This window comes from Microcoleus sp. Pol17C6, assembly GCF_036701145.1.
In the GTDB taxonomy this organism is placed as follows: domain Bacteria; phylum Cyanobacteriota; class Cyanobacteriia; order Cyanobacteriales; family Microcoleaceae; genus Microcoleus.
This window is the reverse complement of the sequence record NZ_JAUBQH010000023.1, coordinates 1-20167: the sequence shown is the minus strand read 5'-3', so window position 1 is coordinate 20167 and position 20167 is coordinate 1. Positions and strand designations below refer to the sequence as shown.

The window sequence follows — 20167 nt, the reverse complement described above, 5'->3', positions numbered from 1 at the left end:
TGGCTGGGAGTGCAAAAGAGCACAAGGCACGCATCAGCAGTTGGGAGGATCTAGTTCGTGGACAATGTAATCGGTTTAGAGATTATCGAAGTAGTTGAGCAGGCAGCCATCGCCTCCGCTCGCTTGATGGGCAAAGGCGAGAAAGATGAAGCCGACAGAGTGGCTGTAGAAGCCATGCGGGAGCGCATGAACAAAATTCATATGCGCGGCCGCATCGTGATCGGCGAAGGCGAACGCGATGACGCACCAATGCTTTACATCGGTGAACAAGTAGGTATTTGTACCCGCGAAGATGCCAAAGATGTCTGCAACATAGATGAATTGATCGAAATTGACATCGCTGTTGACCCCTGCGAAGGTACTAACCTGGTCGCTTACGGTCAAAACGGTTCGATGGCAGTTTTGGCAATCTCTGAAAAAGGTGGTTTGTTTGCGGCACCGGATTTCTACATGAACAAATTGGCTGCTCCTGCGGCTGCTAAGAATCATGTAGATATTCGCAAAACGCCGACTCAAAACCTCAAAATTATCTCTGATTGTCTCGGCCGCAGTATTGAAGATTTGGTGGTGGTGGTCATGGATCGCCCCCGACACAAAGATTTAATTAATGAAATTCGGCAAGCGGGTGCAAGAGTTCGGTTGATCAGCGACGGCGACGTTTCGGCAGCGATTTCTTGCGCGTTTTCTGGTTCCAACATCCACGCACTTATGGGTATTGGCGCTGCACCCGAAGGTGTGATTTCCGCAGCAGCAATGCGCTGCTTGGGCGGTCACTTCCAAGGACAGTTAATTTACGATCCGGCTGTTGTAAAAACTGGTTTGATCGGTGAAAGCAAAGAGAGCAATATCGCTCGACTTAAAGACATGGGCATCACAGACCCAGACAAGATTTACAATGCTGAAGAGTTGGCATCTGGAGAAACAGTTCTGTTTGCAGCTTGCGGGATTACTCCCGGAACGCTGATGGATGGAGTTCGCTTCTTTGGCGGTGGCGCTCGCACTGAAAGTTTGGTAATTTCTTCTCAGTCGAAAACTGCTCGGTTTGTGGATACAATCCATATGTTTGACCAGCCGAAATCTTTGCAATTGAATTAGTGATTAGTTAGTGGTTAACAGTTAAATGTTAACAATTAACAGTTAACGGTTAACAGTCACCGATGATTAGCAATTAGCGATAAACTAAGAACTAATAACAGGTGACTGTTAACAACTAAGAAAGAAATAGTGACAAATCACAGATATGAATATTGCAGTCGTAGGTCTCAGCCACAAAACAGCGCCGGTAGAAGTTCGCGAAAAACTAAGCATTCCAGAACACAAAGTTGAAGCGGCGATCGCCCAATTGCGCGGCTACCCGCACATTCAAGAGGTTGCCATCCTCAGCACTTGCAACCGCTTAGAGATTTATATTGTTACCAGCGAGTCGGAACCGGGTGTGCGAGAGGTTATTCAGTTCCTTTCGGAATGCAGTAAAGTTCCTTTGCCGTCTTTGCGCCCTCACCTGTTTATTTTGCTGCACGAAGATGCGGTGATGCACTTGATGCGAGTGGCTTCTGGTCTCGACAGTTTGGTGCTCGGAGAAGGACAAATTTTGGCTCAGGTAAAACAAACTCACAAACTCGCCCAGCAGTACAAAGGTGTAGGCAGAATTTTAGAGCGCTTGTTCAAGCAAGCTCTCACAGCAGGGAAGCGAGTTCGCACGGAAACTAGCATCGGTACCGGTGCAGTTTCGATTAGTTCGGCGGCGGCAGAATTGGCTCAAATGAAGGGTCAGCATTTAGCAAGCAGCAAAATTGCAATTATCGGTGCTGGCAAAATGTCGCGGCTTTTGGTGCAGCATTTGCTCTCAAAAGGAGCTAGCCATATTTCGATCGTTAACCGCTCTGTGCGGGGCGCCCTGGAGTTAGCCGGTCAGTTTAAAGATGCTGAATTGCACCTGTATCAACTCTCGGAAATGATGCAGATAATTGCCAATTCTGACTTGGTTTTTACCAGTACGGCAGCTACCGAGCCACTGTTAAATAAAGCTAAATTGGAATCGGTTTTAGACCCGAATCGCTCTTTGATGTTGGTGGATATTTCTGTGCCACGCAACATTGACTCAGATGCGAATGAACTCGCTAATGTGCGATCGTTTAATGTGGACGACTTGAAAGCAGTGGTAGCTCAAAATCACGAAAGCCGCCGCAAAATGGCAATGGAAGCTCAGGGCTTGCTGGAACAGGAAGTAGAGGCTTTCGATCTCTGGTGGCGCAGTCTGGAAACAGTTCCTACTATTAGCTGTTTGCGGGATAAAATAGAATTGATTCGGGAACAAGAGTTAGAGAAAGCTTTATCGCGTCTGGGTTCGGAATTTTCGGAGAAACATCAAGACGTGATTGAATCTTTAACAAGGGGGATTGTGAATAAGATTTTGCACGATCCGATGGTACAGTTGCGCGCTCAGCAGGATATAGAGGCGCGGCGGCAAGCGATGCAAACTTTGCAAACACTGTTTAATTTGGATGTGGATGTCAATCAGCAGTACAGCTAGCTGGAGTTTAGTCGATTCAATTTTCGATTCACATTCGGTTAATTGCACGTTATATGTGTAGGGACTTACGCATTTGTCCGTTGCTATCAGCTTAGCACTCAACTATCAGTCAGACATGGTTTCAAGCGCTGGCTCAAAGCTCAAGTCCTATTGCATAGGATTGAAGAAGTGATTAGTTAATTACTCTTCATTCCGAGGACTCGATCTATTAGCCTTGGACTTACGTCTAAGAGTGAGGTTTTGGGTTAAGTTGACAGATATGGGCAATGCAGTGTCCCTACTTCTAGCTGATTGTTATGACTTTAAGAAGGCGAATTTATCCATTAATTTTATCGATTGTAGGGTTGTGGCTGGTTTTGGAGTTTGCCTCCCGCATTGCGGCAGAAATTCTCTGGTTTCAGGAAGTTGGATATCTTCAGGTTTTTCTATTAAAGCTGAAAACTCAAGGGTTGCTGGGGACGATCGCAATTGCTGTTTCTTCTGTCTTTTTGCTCGGAAATTTGGCTTTAGCCCGCCGCCTGCAACATCCCGCAGAGGAAATGAAACCGCCGATTGCGGGGGCGCTATTCGCTTCACTCAGGGCTAACAAAACTGGGAAGAATTACGAATTACCTGGTGCTAAATCCCAAATTACCTTTTCCTGGCTGCTGTTGACGGTATTCGGATTGAGTTCGATCGCAACTTTGACAGTAATTCACTGCGGGCTGTTAGCTGCAAACAGCCTCACCTATTTCGGTCTAGCTAGCAATTTGCCTGCACCGCCCGTGCAGTTGGGAATTGAGTCAATCCAGCAAATAGCGGTGCACCTATTTTCTCACTGGTGGCAGTTGGGCTTGCTGCTGGGAGCAATGTTAGCTGTGGCAATTAAGCCTGATTTTTTGCTGCGGGCGATCGCCCTTTTTCTCAGTTTGGCGATCGGGCTAATTGCCACCAGTCGCTGGACAAATGTTTTGCAATATTTTCACCCTACTAATTTTAACACAACCGACCCTCTTTTCCATCAAAATATTAGCTTTTATGTATTTATTTTGCCAATCTTAGAACTGCTAGACTTGTGGCTGACAGTTGTATTTTTGTACAGTTTAGTATCTTGTGCTTTAACATACTTGCTGTCGGGAAATAGCCTGAGTCAAGGGAGATTTTTGGGGTTTTCTCGATCGCAGCACCGGCACTTGTACGGGTTGGGTGCAGCTTTAATGCTAGCCGTTGCATTCCGCTACTGGCTGGGGCGCTACGCCTTGCTGTATGCGCGGGGAGACGTTACTTACGGGGCGAATTATGCTGACGTGACGGTGCGACTGCCCTGCTATGGATTTTTGAGTATTTTGGCGGGGGCGATCGCACTTTTGATGCTGTGCCAGGTTTACTCATTCAAAATAAAAAATGAACTCATAAAAAAGATTATTTTAGCGTGGCTAACTTTAAGTTTTTTGGGAACTTGGCTGCTGCCAACACTTGTGCAGCAACTCCTAGTTAAACCTAACGAATTAGCACGAGAAAAGCCATACATTAAGCGCAGTATTGCCTTTACTCAAGAAGCCTTTGACCTCAACAATATAGAAATAAAAACTTTCGATCCCGCCGGAAAACTTAGTTATGCCGACTTAGAAAAAAATAAACTTACTATTAGCAACATCCGGCTGTGGGACAAGCTGCCGCTGCTGCAAACCAACCGACAGTTACAGCAAATCAGACCCTATTATACATTTCCTGATGCCGATATCGAGCGCTACACAATCAAAAATGAAAAAGCCAAAAAGGGAGATTCTGAAAGCCAACAAGTGTTTCTGGCAGCGCGGGAATTAGATTATACAGCAGTTGCCCCCGAAGCTCAAACTTGGGTGAACAAGCACCTGGTTTACACTCACGGTTACGGCTTTACTCTTTCTCCGGTAAATACAGTCGGTGTCGGCGGTTTACCTGATTATTTTGTCAAAGATATTGGAGTTGCAGCCCAGACAGGAGAGACTGCTTTGGGAGTAACTAGCGATCGAATTCGGGCCAGTATTCCGATCGGCTATCCGCGAATTTACTACGGCGAAATAACCGATACAGACGCGATGGCGCCCACAAAAGTCGAAGAATTCGACTATCCCAGCGGCGAAGACAATGTTTACAATACTTATAGGGGTAGGGGCGGAATTGCGATCGGTTCTAGGTGGCGGCGCTTGGTGTTTGCTAATTATCTCAAAAATTGGCAAATGGCGCTGACGCGCAATTTTACGCCAGAAACTAAATTGCTGTACCGCCGAAATATCAACAAAAGAGTCCGGGCGATCGCTCCTTTTTTGCGCTACGATTCCGATCCGTATTTAGTAGTAGCAAACGCCAATCTTAGCAATGATGATATAGAAAAAGAAAAAGATGAAAATGGCAAAAAGATTAAACCTTCACCCTCGGCTACTGAGAAATCTCCCAACTATCTTTACTGGATTATCGATGCCTATACAGCGAGCGATCGCTATCCGTATTCTGACCCGGGAAATCATGAGTTTAACTACATTCGCAACTCCGTTAAAGTAGTGATTGATGCCTACAACGGGTCTGTTGACTTCTACGTTGCCTATCCCTCCGATCCGATTATTAACAGTTGGATTTCTATCTTTCCTGGACTCTTCAAACCCCTTGACAGAATGCCTCCGGCTCTCCGCAAACATATCAGATATCCAGTAGATTTGTTGAGCCTTCAATCCGAACGTTTGCTAACTTATCATATGGATGACCCGCAAGTGTTTTACAATCGGGAGGATTTGTGGCGAGTTCCCAATGAAATTTATGGCAGCGAACAGCAGCCCGTAGCACCGTATTATTTGATTACGAAACTGCCAACGGAAGCAGCAGAAGAATTTATTTTGCTGCTGCCATTTACACCAGTAAGTCGCAACAATTTAATTGCTTGGATTGCAGGACGCTCGGATGGTGGGGATTACGGAAAATTGCTGCTGTATCTGTTCCCCAAACAGCGATTAGTTTACGGCCCGGAACAAATAGAAGCTTTAATTAACCAAGATCCAGTGATTTCCGAACAAATATCTCTCTGGAATCGCCAGGGTTCCAAAGCACTTCAAGGAAACTTATTAGTAATTCCCATTGAACAATCTTTACTTTATGTGGAACCTCTTTACTTAGAAGCAGAACGCAATAGTTTGCCAACTTTAGTCCGAGTTATTGCTGCCTACGAAAACCGCATCGTCATGGCAGAAAATCTTGACTTGGCACTCAAGGCACTTTTTCAGCAACAATCTACCAATAAACCCGCAATTGTGCGACCTCTAGAAGGAACTGAACCAGCTTTAAAGAGTGAATGAGATAAATTCCGGTTACACTCCTCATGATTGTTGACGGTTGACGGTTGACAGTGAACAGTCAACTCGATTTTATTATTTCTATGCAACCCGAAACAATATAAATTACTGCGATTTATGTGCGCTAGCAGCCTTGATATCCTGCCACCAAACATTGACATAGGGCCACATCAATCTCTCGTCTTCTTCAGAATCTAGTTTCACAGTCACCTCATAACGGTCAATATGCGTGAGTTCGCCTGTTTGGCCATTCAAATACAATTGTTTGGGATTGTCAGTGATAATTTCTACTCTTTGATTCAACAGCGGCAGCATCTGGAAAGAAGAACCCTGAAACGGATTTTTGCCTTTGATCAAATAGCCGCCCATCAAAGAGAAGTACATTGAAGCTAGGAAAAATACTGTACATAAACCCACAATTACCAGCGTTTTTTGTTGTGAAAAACTGGTATAAACGCTCGTATATCCTACGATAATAGTTCCAAAAAACAACAAATTTGGCACGTACAGCCCATCTTCCAGAAACACGCTACCAAAAAACATCAGGGCTACCTGAAAACCAAATAATGCAGCCACCCAACTCCACCCAGTTAGCAACGATGCAGATAGTAGCCAATTCATTGCTAGAGTAAGGGCGATCGCCATTGCTATTGCCCCAAGTGGTGCTGCATAATCGTACTGTCTGAAGGGAAGAAGAACAAAAAATACTAAAGCATACGCAAAACCCGCAAAAGCTAGTGCTAATCCACTAATTATTTCGTTCCCGTTCCGCATGGCGATGGATTTTTAGAGCACTAAAGTGAAGTGTTCATCTTCTATTGTGATAGTAGCAATTGAAAATTCCCAGCGGACTAAGGCCAGAAATTCTAAACGCCAGAAATTCTAAACGTAGGGTGCGCCACAAGAACCTTACCGCTATATTTAGGGGAGGGAACTAATTTGTGAACCAAGCGTGCTATTCCAGTTTCCCCAGGTGCAAGATTAACGAGGACAGAAATCACAAGTCAGCCGTATCTGAAGGTGAAAGTTTCAGAAAACCAGATTATTTAGGGTCGATCGACTTAACAAATTGTTGCACAGGCTGTGGTAGAGCCGGCACAAAAGTCTTTCTAAAACCCCTAACATCGAACACTCGCCACAAAATACCTACCGCTACCGTCAAGAAAAATAACGCTCCCAAAAAATTGAACACAGTAGACAGAAAACCGCTGTTCCTTTTTTTCGGAGGTGTAATATGTTTAATGCGATATACAGCCGGCTCGTAATCTCTCGACTCCTCGCGACTGCGCCGCGGCGTTTTGGGGCGCGAACTCGCACTGCGCTTCTCTGTCAAACCCGTTTTATTAGTTTTAGTAAAACTGCTGGGCGATTTTAGCTCAGAAGCGCCACGGGTTCCCGTTAACTTGCTAGCAGAAGCCCCCGTTTGGCCAACAGCAGCATCCTGAATTCTGCTGTTAGGGCGCTGAGTCGATTTGCGTTCGGCGAGGGTACGCATCAAACTTTGCAATTGCTGAGTCGCCGCCGGCGGGCGTTCTCCTTTCCTCGCCCAATTTAACAGCATCGCCCCGGTAATCCCGCAGAGATTCGTAGCGCCTACAGAAGCCAGCCGCTTCAGCAGAGGCTGGCTGTTGGACACAAAAATCACCAATGCGTCCGGGTGTTCCTGAGCCAAACCGTAAACGCACTGAGCCGTAGCCACCACGAGCATTGCTGGCTTGCTTTGATTTTTAATCGAAGGTTCGAGAGCTCGGTGTGTTTCCTGAGCGTCAGTTGCAATCCAGCCGCTGTCGGCAAAAAATCGCATAAACTCTCTAGCTACTTGCTCTTGAGCTTTTTCCACCGCTTGCCCTGTCAGACGATCTATTTCGTCGTACACTACTTCCGGGATATAGCAAGTTCCCACTTTGGAATATTCTTGCCACACTTGGGTTCTGCCAGTCATTAAAACATCTGCATCAAAAGTTACCAATACAGGAGGAAGTTGATTAGCCATGACTTTATCCTATAGGCTCAGATAAGTTATTTAAACTTAATCGATCAAGTTTAAACAAATTTTGGGATATAAAAAAATCAACTTTTGGTAGTAGATAAATTGCCCTGAGCGCGGGTCTTAATTGGAAATTAGTAATTAGGAACCCGATCGCCCTTCATTTCCCAGTTTGATCGCTCAATTCCTCTATTCCACTAATTTACCGCAACCCAAGAGCCTATTACCAAAGATGCCCGACTACTGCTAGTTCCCGATTCCCAGACGGCCAGCCAAAGCCGGAGTCAAAGGCAACAGGGCAGCAATCATCAAGAACAAAGCTAGCAAACCCAAAGCCGCGCGAGCGTCGTCAGGCTCAGTCAGCTCGTTGAGGCTCGGCCGCTCCAAATTCCGCTGTAAAATCAGAATCACGATCGCCCAATACAGAGCCAAAGGGTTAACTAAAGAAACGATGGCCAGCACCACAAAAGTCGCTAAAGTAGTGCGACTGGCTATTTTCCGACCGTAGATGGCTTGCACGATTCTACCCCCGTCCAACTGTCCCGCCGGCATCAAATTAATCGCCGTTATTACCAAGCCCAACCAACCGATAACTACCAGCGGGTGAACGTCAACAATCTGCTGCTGCAACGCCGAACCCAAAACCACTTTTGCCAAAGTTCCCACCAAAACCGAGCCCTTGAAAAATTCTGCGGGAATTTGAAAAAAACTGCCGGGGTGAGACAGCAGCAAACCCGTTACCAGCATTAGCAGAGAAACTATTCCCCCGGCCGCTGACCCGGCAAAAGCGATGTCAAACAAAACTTTACGGTTGGGCAGCAGCGACTCAAAACGGTCGAGCGCTCCAAAACAACCTATCTGCAAAGTTGGTATAAAAAACGGCCAACTCAAGCCAACCTTGTACCGATTTGCCAGCACTCGGCGAGCAATTTCCCCAGAGCCTAAAACCGTCCAAATTCCCGCTGCAATTGGCAAAACTTCTAGATATCTAGCCGGCGAGTTAAAGAAATCGAAACCGAGCAGCAAACCGCCTGTTTCCAAGCTGGTAGCAATTGTTGCCAACAGCAGCACGACTGCTAGGATTTTTTGATATACGGTAGTGGGCTGCGGGTCGTTGGTGCTGGGCAAGATAATAACTACGGGCTTGTCGTCCTGATTTTCTACTAAAAATAGACGGTAGCGATCGTTTAATCTTTCTTCCAAACTTGCCGTCAAACGTGAGTGTACTTGTTCTGGGTCTCCCCGGAGATTGCCTTTCAAGATTACCCCATCTTGATAGGGAATCGTTTCTGTGGCAAAGAAAGTATCAATTCCAAAGATGCCTTTAATTGCCTTGAGGTCTTCCACTGGAACGGGAATTATTTCTGATTCATTATTCGCAGGCGAGGCAGTGACGATTTTAATGGTTTCTGGGCCTGGTGGTCGCTGCGACTCAGGGGCAGAGAAAGCATCGCTTTGGGACTTTACCTCAGCAGCATCCGGCCGCGGCAGCACTGCATCGGATGCAGCCTTACGCAATTGCCGGCCCAGATAAATGTACAATCCCGTGGATGCCACGAGCAGCAACAATACCGCCACTAGATTGAGGTAAATTCCGGCGGCGAACAAACCAAAGAACAGCAGCCAGGGACTCATCAGCGCAACAGACTGCAACCAAGCCAAAATTCCCAGTTTGCCAAAAGGTCTGGCGCGATAAAATCCCCAACCCAGAATTCCCACAGCAACCAATACGAGCGCAATTGTTGCCGTATTTTCCGATGCAACTATAGGCATTCCGGTTGCTTGCGCCAATAGGGGCTGTAATCGGTCGATCGCGCTGCGGTCGAGTAATAGCATTAAATTTTGGGGAATATGAAATAGAGTTGCTGGGAACATATCCAAACCTGTCGGAAACTAGCCTGATTATTAAGGATAACCCCTGAGTGCTACTCGGCCCACAACCTGCTGCTGGTGCTGTTTGAACATCACAGGATCTGGGCTATTGACACAATAGACTTTTTATGATACCACATCCGCTGTGGCAAGCATATACTCAGAAGGGTAGCAGTGTCGATCGCCCGGAAGCGGCAAGATTGGCCGCGGTTTGGCAGGGGGCGCTTTTTCACGGATTTGTTTCGGATTCGGGCAGGGGAAACAAATCCGAAGCAAATAAGATCTCAGCCGCTGTTTCCTTGGTGGTAGAAAAGTGCTGAAACCCTTGATGTCATTAAATTTGTGTAACGGGTACGGCAGGACTTGAACCTGCGACTCGCTGCTTAGAAGGCAGCTACTCTATCCAACTGAGTTACGCACCCAACTCAAAAATCGCTAACAAGATTATTGTATCGGTGCAGTGTGCGATCGAGCAAGTAAATTATGTGATGACTTACCCAGAAAGCGCTTTGATGTACAAAAATAGGGCGTGCAGCGCGATGGTTCGGGAAAAAAACCAAGGTTATGAGAGTGTCTGTGCTTCCAAGACTTTATCTGACAAAAGCTGGAGGGAGTCACCTGCAAAGAGCACAATTGTAAATTTACAATCAAAACTAGGTAGGACCTGAACTCGGGTAAAGTATTTAGAGGTCGAGGTGAAACCCAACTATTTGGTCGATCGGCTCTCTCTCCCAATTAAGACGGAACTCAGACAGCACAAGAGTCACAGGTGCTTTTTCCCAGATTTCTATTGGTTATGTTAACATCCCCTAGTGGCAAAGCCTAAAACGCTGACCGCATTACCTAAAAACCAGAGCTCGTTCCATGATTTTAGGTATGAGTTGAGACAGAATGACTAATTGGCTGATGTTTAGTTATGTTTGCTAACATTCTGCTCGACTTGATATTTGATAAAAATGTGGTAGAACTAGGATTGAAAGACTCAGGTGAAAATCCCTGATGCTAAGGAGCCTCTATATAAGCTTCCTCTACGGCATCAAAGCAAAACAGTCAATCGCCCGCTCGGCACGAGCGCGAAAATCAAGCGTTGCCAGTACAGCAGTCGTAAATTGTGCGCGGGGGATTTTCCTTCGTGCATTGATTTATACGCCCAGGCTGAGAGACTATCTCAGCTCAGATATTTGTTAGCATTTGTTAGCAAAAAAGTATCGGAACGCTTGAGGAGAGAACCATCTCTAGGTGATCGGGAGCAATCCTGCTAATTTAAGTGGACTCGCTGAATCAAGAATCCCTTTGCCTTTAGGCATGGGGAGTGTCAAAAGCACAGCACCTCGGCCATGACAGGAGTCAAATCGCAGTGTCATGTTTATTCTGAAACGGCAGGATGTTGAAATAACAAATTTTCAACACCCAAAACGGGATCAACAAATTCCCATTCTCAATTATCAGGGGCAGACTTTTCGCCTGATCAGCGCCTTCAACGGCAAGCAAGCAGAAGACGCCAGAGCCTTGTGGCGGGACTTAACCGACAACCGAGGCAAAGCCTGTGTTCTGCTAGAAGAGCCGGATAGATATAGCGTCTGGGGAAAAGTCCGTTTAGATCAGCTTGCCGGTGAAGAACCGGCAGGGAATGAAGCAGCCAAAGCACCACTGTTCGCGCAGGGTTGTCTGCTGCTCCTCCAAGCTGTTTACTTCGATGTAGAAGACCTCTTAGGCGCAAGGCAAGCCACATCGTTTCAGAAAGATATCGCCAAGGTATTTCAGCAGGGAAACTTCCCCCAGGCAGACTCCCCTGATGCGATCAAAAACTGGCTAACCGTTAGTCCCTTGCAAACTCACAAGGTGCCTCCTTGGCAAGAGCAGCATCTCAAAACCTTATTGCAAGAACTCCACCGTTTGGGGAAATCGTATTTTGGCAATACGGACTTTGCTGAGGGAGTCAGCGATGTGCTGCAAGATATGCCCGGTCCGGATCGGACTCAGTTTCTAGATTGGCTGAAACAATCCGCCCTCAACAAATTGTGGATCGCAGGATAGAAAATCTTTGACAATTGCTCAGACAATTGGACTGAGATAATTTAGCTTAGATAATTGCACTGTAGGGGGTACGCGATATACAGGTTGGATTGCCAACTTGTATTGACCAACCAAATTGTTGATTCGATTTGGATGCCACCTATGGTCTGGCAATTTAACTAAGTTTCGATCGCAGTCCCCACCCACAATCATTGATATAAGTGGGGAAGTGTGAAAGCAAAAAAAACAGATACCTCAACATTTGAGGGTAGAATTTCCGAGATAGATTGGGTACTGTAAAAGCCTTAAGGGTGGAGACATATACCGTATTTCTATCATTATATTTCCGGGTACAAGATCGACTAACGACTGATTCCTTGAATTAGTAAATAGATATTATTCTTACTTAGTCTTTCTAGAGTGTACGAGGGCAAAAGTCCCCACGACACACTGAGGACGCCAGTTATTCCGGAAGCGTCAGAGCAAGGTTTTTTTAAGGTTTTTTGGCGAAAGCATCCTCATCTAGAATCAAAGATTGAGATGGGGTGCGTTCAACCGCTAGTTAGGTCTCGTGGAATCCCTATGAGTAGCACTTCAGAAAAGTCATCTACATCTTCATCTTTACTGTCAGCTCAGACCCTAGTGATTGCGGGCATTGTCTGGGCTGTCATGGCGCTGCTGTTCTTTTTGCTGTTCAGCGTCCCCCTCTCAGCAGAAGAAGGTTTACCTCTTTGGTACTCGATCGGCACTTATATTTTTGAATGCGGAGCATACTTGGGAGCGGCTTTAGTCTGTTTTAGAAACTGGCAAAGCCCGCACATGGTCAGCGGGCGCAACGTCTGGCTGGGCATAGGTCTGGGGATGCTGTTCTATTTCATAGCAGGCGTGCTTTTCGGGATTTGGGAACTGTATTTCGAGTTAGACCCGGACGTGTCTCCTGCGGATGCGTTTTATCTGGGCAGCTATGTGGTCCTGATCGGGGGCATGGTTGTAGCTGTGACTTCCAAGCGACTGAATCTAGAAATTTGGCAGTGGGGTTTGTTAGCGGGAATTGCAGCCTTCGGCATTGCTGTAGCTATTTGGGTGGCTGCACCTGACTCTTGGAGGGCCCAGCTAGGAATGGCTCCGGCAGCCACTCAAGAAGTAGTGACAGAATCTGAACCAGCAACCACTGCAACAGGAAGAGCGCCTGCTTTGGAAAATTCGTCTAAGTTGCAGGCAAAAGGAGCAACAGCGACTGATCCTGCATCAGCACCCGAAGAAGAAGAAGCAGAAATCAAAGCTCCCGCATGGGTGATGGCACTAGACAAGCAACTGGCGCCTCACAAAAATGCAATCAATTTGTTTTACATCGTCGGGGACGTTTTTCTGCTGATTATTGCTACTGCATTGCTGCTGGCGTTTTGGGGAGGACGTTTTTCCCAATCTTGGAGAATGATTGCGGCTGCAACTTTTTCGCTTTACATCGCAGATATGTACTTTAAATGGCGCGATACTCAGGCTGAGGGTAGTTATCAAAGCGGCAGTTTGCTGGAAGTCTTTTTTGTTTTCAGCGCCATCCTGTTCGGAATAGGAGCTATCTTGGAACATGACATCTCAACCCGTTCTCGCCAGAGCAGGCGCAGTCGTCGCGCAGCGTAGCGATTTGAGATTGGGGTTGCTTCGGCAAGCGATAGGGAAGCGAAAGCTTTTTTGCCCTTGTCTGCATCTGTGAGCTTGAAATCGAAAATCAAAAATCACAGTTCGCTGACTGCTAGCCTGCGTCTTTTCACGTCTTTTTGCTGGAAAACTTGGCATGACGCCTACAAAACTCTCCGATTCAGACAAACGCGAACTCATCAGGCTGTACCGACAGTCCAACGAGAATACTATCACTCTGGCAAAGCGCTACGGAGTGAGCAGTTCGACTGTAAGGCGCATCCTTCAGGGTGCTTTGTCGGAGCCGGAATACGAATTTCTAGTCCAGCAAAAACAAAAGCGTTTGTCCGATCGCACAAGTGTTTCTGAACCGACAGAGGCTACTACTGAGTCGTCGCCAGATGGCGAAATCGATCCTGTAGCTGTCCCCCTGTCGGAGTCAGTCCCTGTCCTGCCGTCAGCCTCAAATTCGAGACCGACGATCCGAAAGCGTTCTGAATCAGTCCCTGAACCAGTTGCAGAATTGGATGTTTCTGATGTGCCAGATGCCCCAGCAGCCAATCTTGCCGATCGAAGCCACCGCGCTGTTGTGACTGGTGAACTAAAGGCAATGCTGCCAGCAGAAGGGCTGCTGGCAGGTGAAGACTTTAGAGATTTTGAGGACGACGATGAGGATGACGATGAGGATGATGAAGACGATTTAGATGACGACTTCGACGAAGATGTAGAGGATGAAGACTCTCTGTCTGAAGGTAGTCTCCTCGGTTCACTATCGTCGAGCGACTTGATCGAGCTTCGGGGTACAGGACTAATTGAAGTTTTGCCTTTAAGCGAAGCATCTCTGCCCAAAATTTGTTATTTGGTGGTTGATCGGGCAGCGGAGTTAATCACCAGACCTCTAAAAGCTTTTGGCGAACTGGGTCAAATTCCGGCGGCGGAAATTCGCGAGAAAACCCTGGCAGTGTTTGACAATCACCGAGTGGCCCGCCGATTTGCTACTCGCAATCAAAGGGTTTTCAAGATTCCTGACAGCAGTATGCTGCAAAAAGCAGCGCCTTATTTGCGAGCTAAGGGAATTACTCGCCTGCTGATTGACGGTCAGGTATATTCCCTGTAAGGAATTAAATCTATTTAATATTGTACGGTGTCGGATTCTTCTGGATTTGCCTGAAATTTAGGACGCGAGTTTTGGGAATCTGAAAGGTTCCACAGCGGTTGCAGTAGCGCACCTCCTATCAGTCCTGCACTCAGGCTCATTGCCAATACTACTCCTACGGGCAGTTGTATCGATTGAAAAAAGATAAAGTTTAAGGATACTGGGGCGGCGTTTTGCACTGAGATAATGCCGATCGCGCTTACTAAAATTGCTACTAAAAAACTAATGGCGAGCAGAGGAATTGTTTTCATAAACGGGTTGACAGGCTAATATTTTAACTTGTATACTTGTTTAATAATTGAAATATGTGTAAAGTTTTTATTTTTGCAAACACCTCATTATATAATACTCTACAATAAAATTAGGGGAAAAGTCAAGTAGATGCAGAAAAAATTGAGTTTTTTTATTAATAAAAATTAAAACAAACATCAATAAATTTACACATTCCAAACTTAAACAAATCCAAGTGTATTGCAAATATATAACTGGGTCAGCAGTATCAATGATTAATGTTCAGAGGCTTTACAAGAGCTATCAAAAATAGGTAAGGTGCGCTTCGGCGCACCTCACAATCCCAAGCGCTAGGGGAAAAACCCCCATTGGAATAGGTAGAAATTTAAACAGGTTCTAACTGGGAAATTACCTTTTCCATGTGTTGGGCAACTTGGCTTTCTTTTTCCACAGAATTGGTTTCCATGTAAACGCGCATCAAGGGTTCGGTTCCCGAAGGCCGCAGCAGTACCCAGCCACCGTCTTCAAGATAAAGTTTAATCCCGTCTTTGCGGCCGATTTCCTTAACGCCGATACCTGCTATTTCTGTGGGGGGATTCTTGGTAAAAGATTCCAAAACGGCTGCTTTGTGGGCTTCTTCTAGGTGCAAGTCCAAACGTTTGTTGTACAGGGGGCCGTCGGCTTCTTTAATGGCTTCTTCGACTAACTGAGAAAGCGGTTTGCCTTCATAGGCGATCGCCTCAGCAACTAGCATATCAGCCAAAATCCCGTCTTTTTCGGGAATGTGACCCAAAACGCTCAAACCGCCAGATTCTTCGCCACCGATGAGCACCGCAGTTTCCCGCATTTTTTCGCCGATGTATTTAAAACCGACTGCGGTTTCGTAGATTGTTAAACCGTACTTGGCGGCCAAATTGTCCAGCAAGTGGGTAGTTGCGACTGTACGGACGATCGCCCCAGTCAATCCTTTATTTTTAACCAAGTGACGCGCCAGCAGCAACAGTACAGTATTTGGAGTCAAGACATTTCCCAACTCGTCAACAATACCAAAGCGATCGCTGTCGCCATCGGTAGCTAAACCCAAATCCGCCGAATCCTTCTTAACAGCTTCCACCAACTCAACTAACTGTTCGCCCTTGGGTTCCGGCATTCCGCCACCAAACAGCACGTCGCGGTAGGTATGAAAACTTTCGACATCGCAGCCGCAGTGTTCCAAAACGCCGTCGAGATAGCCCCGAGAAGTCGAGTAGAGAGCGTCGTACTTCACCTTCAACTTAGCAGAGCGAATCCGCTCCACATCGATCAAAGTATAAAGAAACTTCAGATATTCGGGTTTCGGGTCAAAAGTCGAGATTTTATCGTTGTGGCTGCCTTTGGCTGGGGCATCAGAAGCACCAGCAATATTTGCCACAATTGTATCGGTAATTTCCGGGGTTGCCGGGCCCGCGTAGTCGGGGATGTATTTGATGCCGCAGTAAGGTGCGGGATTGTGCGAAGCCGTGAACATCAGGGCTCCTGCAGAGTTGAGATGCTTGGCGCTGTAAGCGATGACTGGTGTGGGGCAATCTCGATCGACCACTTTCACAGTCCATCCCAAATCTGCCAATACTTCCGCCGAGGTGCGGGCGAACTCGTCTGCCAGAAAGCGGGTATCGTAGGAGACTAGAACTGGGCGGTCTTTGGTGTAAGCGGTTTCTAGGTAACTGGCGATCGCCCGGGTGACTTTTCGCACGTTGGCAAAAGTAAAGTCATGGGCAATCAATCCCCGCCACCCATCGGTTCCGAACTTAATTTCTGTTGAATTGCTGCTAGCGCTCATTTTATCCACTTCCTCTCGTCCTACTAATCCTACCCGAAGCCATAGCCTTAAAGACGTACTGGCCGTGCTGTTTGTGAGGATCGATCGCCCGTGGTGTCCAATCAACCTAATCCTATCGTTCTAGGGACAGGCTTGGGCCTCCGGCAGGACTCGAACCCGCCGGATTTGGCAAAATGTGCGGCCTACCGGGCGAGTCACTCGCTCATTCCGGTTTTGAAGGGTAGTTTGTCGATCGAATGGACGACGATCAATTGGGGGTGATTCCTTACGGGATAGCTTCGCTTCACGGGGAAGCTAAAAAACCGATCGCAAAAAAACGGCCCTGGCAATGCTATTAACTAAATGCACATAAATCTGATTCTCATCTCAAATTTAATTTTTTATTTAGAAAAGCCGATAGTTAAATTTGTTATGGTTTCCTAACAATCCCCAGACTAAAAATACATTTCTAATTCAGCTATAGAAATAAATTAACCAAAGTCACCCCTAGATCGTGCTGTAGCCTAGCTTCTTAAAGAGATTAGGGCGCTCACCCAAAGCCCTCCAAAACAAAGATAAGGTATTTCAAGCAGCAGTTTTTTTTAAGCAGACTTAACTTTAATTCTCAGCTTTTAAGACAATTTAAATTTATTTCCAGCCTTCTTTATACGTCAAAAAAATCGATTAGGGTCGCGATCACAGGGTGATGGTGATCGATCGCACAATAAATAACGTTATTAACGTGCAACTTATAAAAGATGCAGGCAGTCGAGCCAAATGGCTTATAGCTTTAAGCGTAATGGCTGATGACTGTCAGCGTACAAATGCAGAAAATTGTAGTTAACAACGTTAAAAAATAGGGGAATATATCGGGTGCGACTTAATAAAAAAACGAGGTTTATCATGACGGGTATTTCACAAATATCTTCAAAATCTTTACCAGCACCAGACCAACTTCAACAGGGCGTAAGTCAGGCGTCCCAAGGTATTACCGGACCGGACACTGACAAACTCTCAAAAGCTAGAGGTGTCAGCGTTTCTTCCTTCGCAGTTAGCTGGGCAAAAAAATATTACAGTACAGTGGCGGCACGAGAGAAGCAAGCGCCACGCCAAATTCTCCCAAGCCTCGATTTAATTAATTTTGAGGCAAATAGAGCCCCAATAGTTGACAAATTGACAGATACCCTGAAATTAGCCAGCGAGATAGCTTGGAGTAGAGTAGAAGCTCTTTTAGGAAAACAAATAGAGCGGCACGCGATCGATAAGAGCTTAATTAATCCTTTAGAAATTTCCGCCGACACTCGCACCTTATATCAGAAAGCAATAGACGCTTATGCGGATAGAGAACCTGTTTTCCGGTTGTCCGTGCTGGTGGGAAAAGATATTATCAAAGTGAGGCGAAAATACTCAGAGACAGACCCGTTAGTGCTGGGATTTGTGACAATGGAGTTTCAATACACTAGCAAAATCTTGTTAGGATGTCTTTCGGACTCAGAGCGAGCGGAATTTGCGCCCTACTTAAAAGTTGTAGACGACTACCTGCACATTCCCTACGGAGAGATTAACGAGGCGGCGGCGAATCAGCCCCCGAATTCAAGAGCTCTATTAGCCGTTCAGCATTTGTTGCAGCACACGACTCAGATTGCTAGTGCAGTGTACGATCGAGCTAGTGCCCAGCATCAAGGATACCGCAGCAGCAGCGGGTATTTGAGCGATCGCGAGATAAAAATTTCTGGTATCCGGGATGTCGAGATTTTTCAAAGCTATTTGTGCTGGTGCGTTTTGGAAGGTAGCATTCACCCGGTACAGCAAGAATTGTTTCCAATTTGCGTGATGTTGTACCCGAAACTTCATGTAAGTTGGGAGTTAGTGCAGGATATGCTGCTAATTTTATTTTGGGAAATATGCGAGCGGCTTCCTGCTGAAGATTTAACGGTATTTGTACCTTACTTGCGTACTCTGACTGAGATGTTTTCCAGCGATGTTTTTGAAAATTAGATAATTGGGAATTGGGAATTGGGAATTGGGAATTGGGAATTGCCTCAAATTTTCCAATTGCCTATTTAAAACTAAAAGCTGCGACTGCCAAACATCCCCAACCAACAATCAAAGCAACTCCCCCCAGTGGCGTAATTGCACCCAACCATTTGATGTCGCTCAAACTCAGGGCGTACAAACTGCCTGAAAAGATGATTGTACCCGCAATAAAAGCCCATCCAGCCACTGCAAAAAAGGTTTGAGACTCTGGGGTGCGGCTCAAGAGTAAAGCGACGAGTAATAAAGCCAGGGCATGGTACATTTGATATCGGGCGCCAGTCTCAAAAATGGTTAAAGCTCGATCGCTCAATTGATTTTTCAAAGCGTGGGAGGCGAAGGCACCGCCTGCCACGGATAAACCTCCGAATACGGCTGCCGCTGCTATAAAAATGCGAATTAAAATTAGCGTTGACATAATATTTATTGAATAGGGAAGAGGGAAGAAGGAGGAGGGAAAAACATCTAATTGTTGATATCAAATGTGCGCGGTGCGTGCCTTACTTGTCATTGCGAGGCTCCACGAAGCAATCGCATAGTAGAGATGTTCACTGGCCTCACTCTGGGAATGGAAGGTGCGCGGGGCGCACCCTAGGCTGATGATAAATTAGCTTTTTTGCAGATATTTTTAACCTATTTCCGCACAGCTTCCAGCAAGCGAGAATAGTAAAAGCTAGTGCTAGTCATCGCTGTTCTGTTAATAACAAAACCATTGCTTTCTAAGATTTTGATAATATCAGCTTCGCGGTGCTGGTAAGCCCGAGTAGTTTTGCTCGGACCGGGGAAAAGTTCACCAATTTTTTTGAGGGCGGTAAGTGCTAAAGTTTTGGGTGCAAAACTAAGAATTAGTCGCGATTCGGCGATCGAACTCAGGTGAGCGATCATTTCTGCCGCCTTATTTTGAGGATAGTGGATGAGCACATCCAAACAAATCACTGTGTGGAATTTGCCGGTTAAAGCTTCTAAATCTTGGGCGGCGAAGGAGATGTTGTAGACCTTGCCGGGAACTGCTGTCGATCGATCGTAAGCTTCTGCTACCATCTTTTCAGAGATATCGCTAGCGCAAACAATTGCCCCAGCGTCAGCCAGAGGAATGCTCAGAGAGCCTACACCGCAACCGGCATCGCAGACACAAAGCCCGGGCAAATTGCCGTCAGCTTGCAGCCATTCGATGACTGTATCTACCGTTTTCTGATGCCCGGTGCGGATGTCTAGCTGAACTTTATTGACTTTGCCCTCACCGTAAATTCGCTGCCAGCGATCGAATCCCGTCGAGTTAAAATACTGTCTAACAATAGTCTTGTCGTCTACCAAATTCATCGATCTGCCTGCTGCTGAGTTATTGCCAACGGTTAGATATTATATAGCAATCCGGTTCGGAAAATGTGCAACTTGCCACAACAGATTTTAGATTGGCGATTTTAGATTTTCGATGAAAACGGCACATCTAAAATCTAAAATCTATCGGGTAATACCAGTTCGCCGCTTCCCACTTTTTCAATTCTTTAATCTAAAATGGTATAAGAGACCTCCACAAAAAAAATGATCCAACAGCTATGTGGGTTTAGCGAAAATTTCCACGAACCATTTTTGAAGA

At 46.2% G+C, this 20167-nt stretch carries 15 protein-coding genes and 1 tRNA gene; 8 read left to right on the top strand and 8 right to left on the bottom strand.

All coding sequences use genetic code 11. The annotated features are described in order from the left end of the window. Window positions 1-57: 57 nt before the first annotated feature. From glpX to QUA25_RS13435, 3 genes are all read left to right on the top strand, one after another. Window positions 58-1095 (top strand): class II fructose-bisphosphatase, encoded by a 1038-nt coding sequence (gene glpX, locus QUA25_RS13445; protein WP_333038520.1) that lies wholly within the window; start codon window positions 58-60, stop codon window positions 1093-1095. A 145-nt stretch (window positions 1096-1240) separates the two neighbouring features. Next, window positions 1241-2533, top strand: coding sequence for a glutamyl-tRNA reductase (locus QUA25_RS13440; RefSeq protein ID WP_333038519.1), 1293 nt, complete (start codon window positions 1241-1243; stop codon window positions 2531-2533). A gap of 296 nt (window positions 2534-2829) precedes the next feature. Beyond that, entirely contained in the window at window positions 2830-5841 is a 3012-nt protein-coding gene (locus QUA25_RS13435; protein ID WP_333038517.1) for a UPF0182 family protein, read from the top strand. Between the two features lie 102 nt (window positions 5842-5943). On the opposite strand, the gene QUA25_RS13430 is transcribed toward QUA25_RS13435, so the two are convergent. The 3 genes from QUA25_RS13430 to QUA25_RS13420 form a co-directional block, all read right to left on the bottom strand. Next, window positions 5944-6612, bottom strand: a complete 669-nt coding sequence (locus QUA25_RS13430; protein WP_333038515.1) for a hypothetical protein — start codon at window positions 6610-6612, stop codon at window positions 5944-5946. Between the two features lie 268 nt (window positions 6613-6880). Further along, on the bottom strand, window positions 6881-7831 hold the full coding sequence (locus tag QUA25_RS13425; RefSeq protein ID WP_333038513.1) for a hypothetical protein: 951 nt from the start codon (window positions 7829-7831) through the stop codon (window positions 6881-6883). A gap of 240 nt (window positions 7832-8071) precedes the next feature. Continuing rightward, window positions 8072-9700, bottom strand: a complete 1629-nt coding sequence (locus QUA25_RS13420) for a site-2 protease family protein (protein ID WP_333038510.1) — start codon at window positions 9698-9700, stop codon at window positions 8072-8074. 125 nt (window positions 9701-9825) lie between these two features. Between QUA25_RS13420 and QUA25_RS13415 the strand changes: the two genes are divergently transcribed. Then, window positions 9826-10017, top strand: coding sequence for a hypothetical protein (locus QUA25_RS13415; protein ID WP_333038508.1), 192 nt, complete (start codon window positions 9826-9828; stop codon window positions 10015-10017). 28 nt (window positions 10018-10045) lie between these two features. On the opposite strand, the gene QUA25_RS13410 is transcribed toward QUA25_RS13415, so the two are convergent. Then, window positions 10046-10119: transfer RNA gene (locus tag QUA25_RS13410), tRNA-Arg, on the bottom strand. 940 nt (window positions 10120-11059) lie between these two features. Between QUA25_RS13410 and QUA25_RS13405 the strand changes: the two genes are divergently transcribed. The 3 genes from QUA25_RS13405 (at window position 11060) to QUA25_RS13395 (ending at window position 14468) form a co-directional block, all read left to right on the top strand. Beyond that, on the top strand, window positions 11060-11734 hold the full coding sequence (locus tag QUA25_RS13405) for an Npun_F0813 family protein (RefSeq protein WP_333038506.1): 675 nt from the start codon (window positions 11060-11062) through the stop codon (window positions 11732-11734). Between the two features lie 561 nt (window positions 11735-12295). Beyond that, entirely contained in the window at window positions 12296-13354 is a 1059-nt protein-coding gene (locus QUA25_RS13400) for a hypothetical protein (protein ID WP_333038504.1), read from the top strand. A 154-nt stretch (window positions 13355-13508) separates the two neighbouring features. After that, the gene (locus tag QUA25_RS13395) at window positions 13509-14468 is read left to right on the top strand and encodes a hypothetical protein (RefSeq protein ID WP_333038502.1); all 960 of its coding nucleotides are present in this window, start codon (window positions 13509-13511) and stop codon (window positions 14466-14468) included. Between the two features lie 14 nt (window positions 14469-14482). Here QUA25_RS13395 and QUA25_RS13390 read toward each other — a convergent pair whose 3' ends face one another. Together QUA25_RS13390 and QUA25_RS13385 are read right to left on the bottom strand one after the other, a co-directional pair. Further along, window positions 14483-14758, bottom strand: a complete 276-nt coding sequence (locus tag QUA25_RS13390) for a LapA family protein (RefSeq protein ID WP_333038499.1) — start codon at window positions 14756-14758, stop codon at window positions 14483-14485. Between the two features lie 365 nt (window positions 14759-15123). Further along, a complete protein-coding gene (locus QUA25_RS13385) occupies window positions 15124-16557 on the bottom strand; it encodes a phosphoglucomutase/phosphomannomutase family protein (RefSeq protein ID WP_333038497.1) in 1434 nt (477 codons plus the stop codon). 882 nt (window positions 16558-17439) lie between these two features. Here QUA25_RS13385 and QUA25_RS13380 point away from each other — a divergent pair. After that, window positions 17440-18534: a hypothetical protein gene (locus QUA25_RS13380; RefSeq protein ID WP_333038494.1), complete on the top strand. Its 1095-nt coding sequence runs from the start codon at window positions 17440-17442 to the stop codon at window positions 18532-18534. Between the two features lie 61 nt (window positions 18535-18595). On the opposite strand, the gene QUA25_RS13375 is transcribed toward QUA25_RS13380, so the two are convergent. Next, window positions 18596-18988: a DUF423 domain-containing protein gene (locus QUA25_RS13375; protein WP_333038493.1), complete on the bottom strand. Its 393-nt coding sequence runs from the start codon at window positions 18986-18988 to the stop codon at window positions 18596-18598. 215 nt (window positions 18989-19203) lie between these two features. Next, a complete protein-coding gene (gene bchM, locus QUA25_RS13370) occupies window positions 19204-19890 on the bottom strand; it encodes a magnesium protoporphyrin IX methyltransferase (protein WP_333038491.1) in 687 nt (228 codons plus the stop codon). Between the last annotated feature and the right edge of the window lie 277 nt (window positions 19891-20167).

Excerpts from the sequence above, each read along its gene's own strand:
- bchM (WP_333038491.1), bottom strand. The coding sequence starts at position 19,890 with ATGAATTTGGTAGACGACAAGACTATTGTTAGACAGTATTTTAACTCG.
- QUA25_RS13435 (WP_333038517.1), top strand. The coding sequence starts at position 2,830 with ATGACTTTAAGAAGGCGAATTTATCCATTAATTTTATCGATTGTAGGG.
- QUA25_RS13400 (WP_333038504.1), top strand. The coding sequence starts at position 12,296 with ATGAGTAGCACTTCAGAAAAGTCATCTACATCTTCATCTTTACTGTCA.
- QUA25_RS13420 (WP_333038510.1), bottom strand. The coding sequence starts at position 9,700 with ATGTTCCCAGCAACTCTATTTCATATTCCCCAAAATTTAATGCTATTA.
- QUA25_RS13425 (WP_333038513.1), bottom strand. The coding sequence starts at position 7,831 with ATGGCTAATCAACTTCCTCCTGTATTGGTAACTTTTGATGCAGATGTT.
- QUA25_RS13405 (WP_333038506.1), top strand. The coding sequence starts at position 11,060 with ATGTTTATTCTGAAACGGCAGGATGTTGAAATAACAAATTTTCAACAC.
- QUA25_RS13385 (WP_333038497.1), bottom strand. The coding sequence starts at position 16,557 with ATGAGCGCTAGCAGCAATTCAACAGAAATTAAGTTCGGAACCGATGGG.
- QUA25_RS13415 (WP_333038508.1), top strand. The coding sequence starts at position 9,826 with ATGATACCACATCCGCTGTGGCAAGCATATACTCAGAAGGGTAGCAGT.
- QUA25_RS13430 (WP_333038515.1), bottom strand. The coding sequence starts at position 6,612 with ATGCGGAACGGGAACGAAATAATTAGTGGATTAGCACTAGCTTTTGCG.
- QUA25_RS13440 (WP_333038519.1), top strand. The coding sequence starts at position 1,241 with ATGAATATTGCAGTCGTAGGTCTCAGCCACAAAACAGCGCCGGTAGAA.
- QUA25_RS13390 (WP_333038499.1), bottom strand. The coding sequence starts at position 14,758 with ATGAAAACAATTCCTCTGCTCGCCATTAGTTTTTTAGTAGCAATTTTA.
- QUA25_RS13375 (WP_333038493.1), bottom strand. The coding sequence starts at position 18,988 with ATGTCAACGCTAATTTTAATTCGCATTTTTATAGCAGCGGCAGCCGTA.
- QUA25_RS13380 (WP_333038494.1), top strand. The coding sequence starts at position 17,440 with ATGACGGGTATTTCACAAATATCTTCAAAATCTTTACCAGCACCAGAC.
- QUA25_RS13395 (WP_333038502.1), top strand. The coding sequence starts at position 13,509 with ATGACGCCTACAAAACTCTCCGATTCAGACAAACGCGAACTCATCAGG.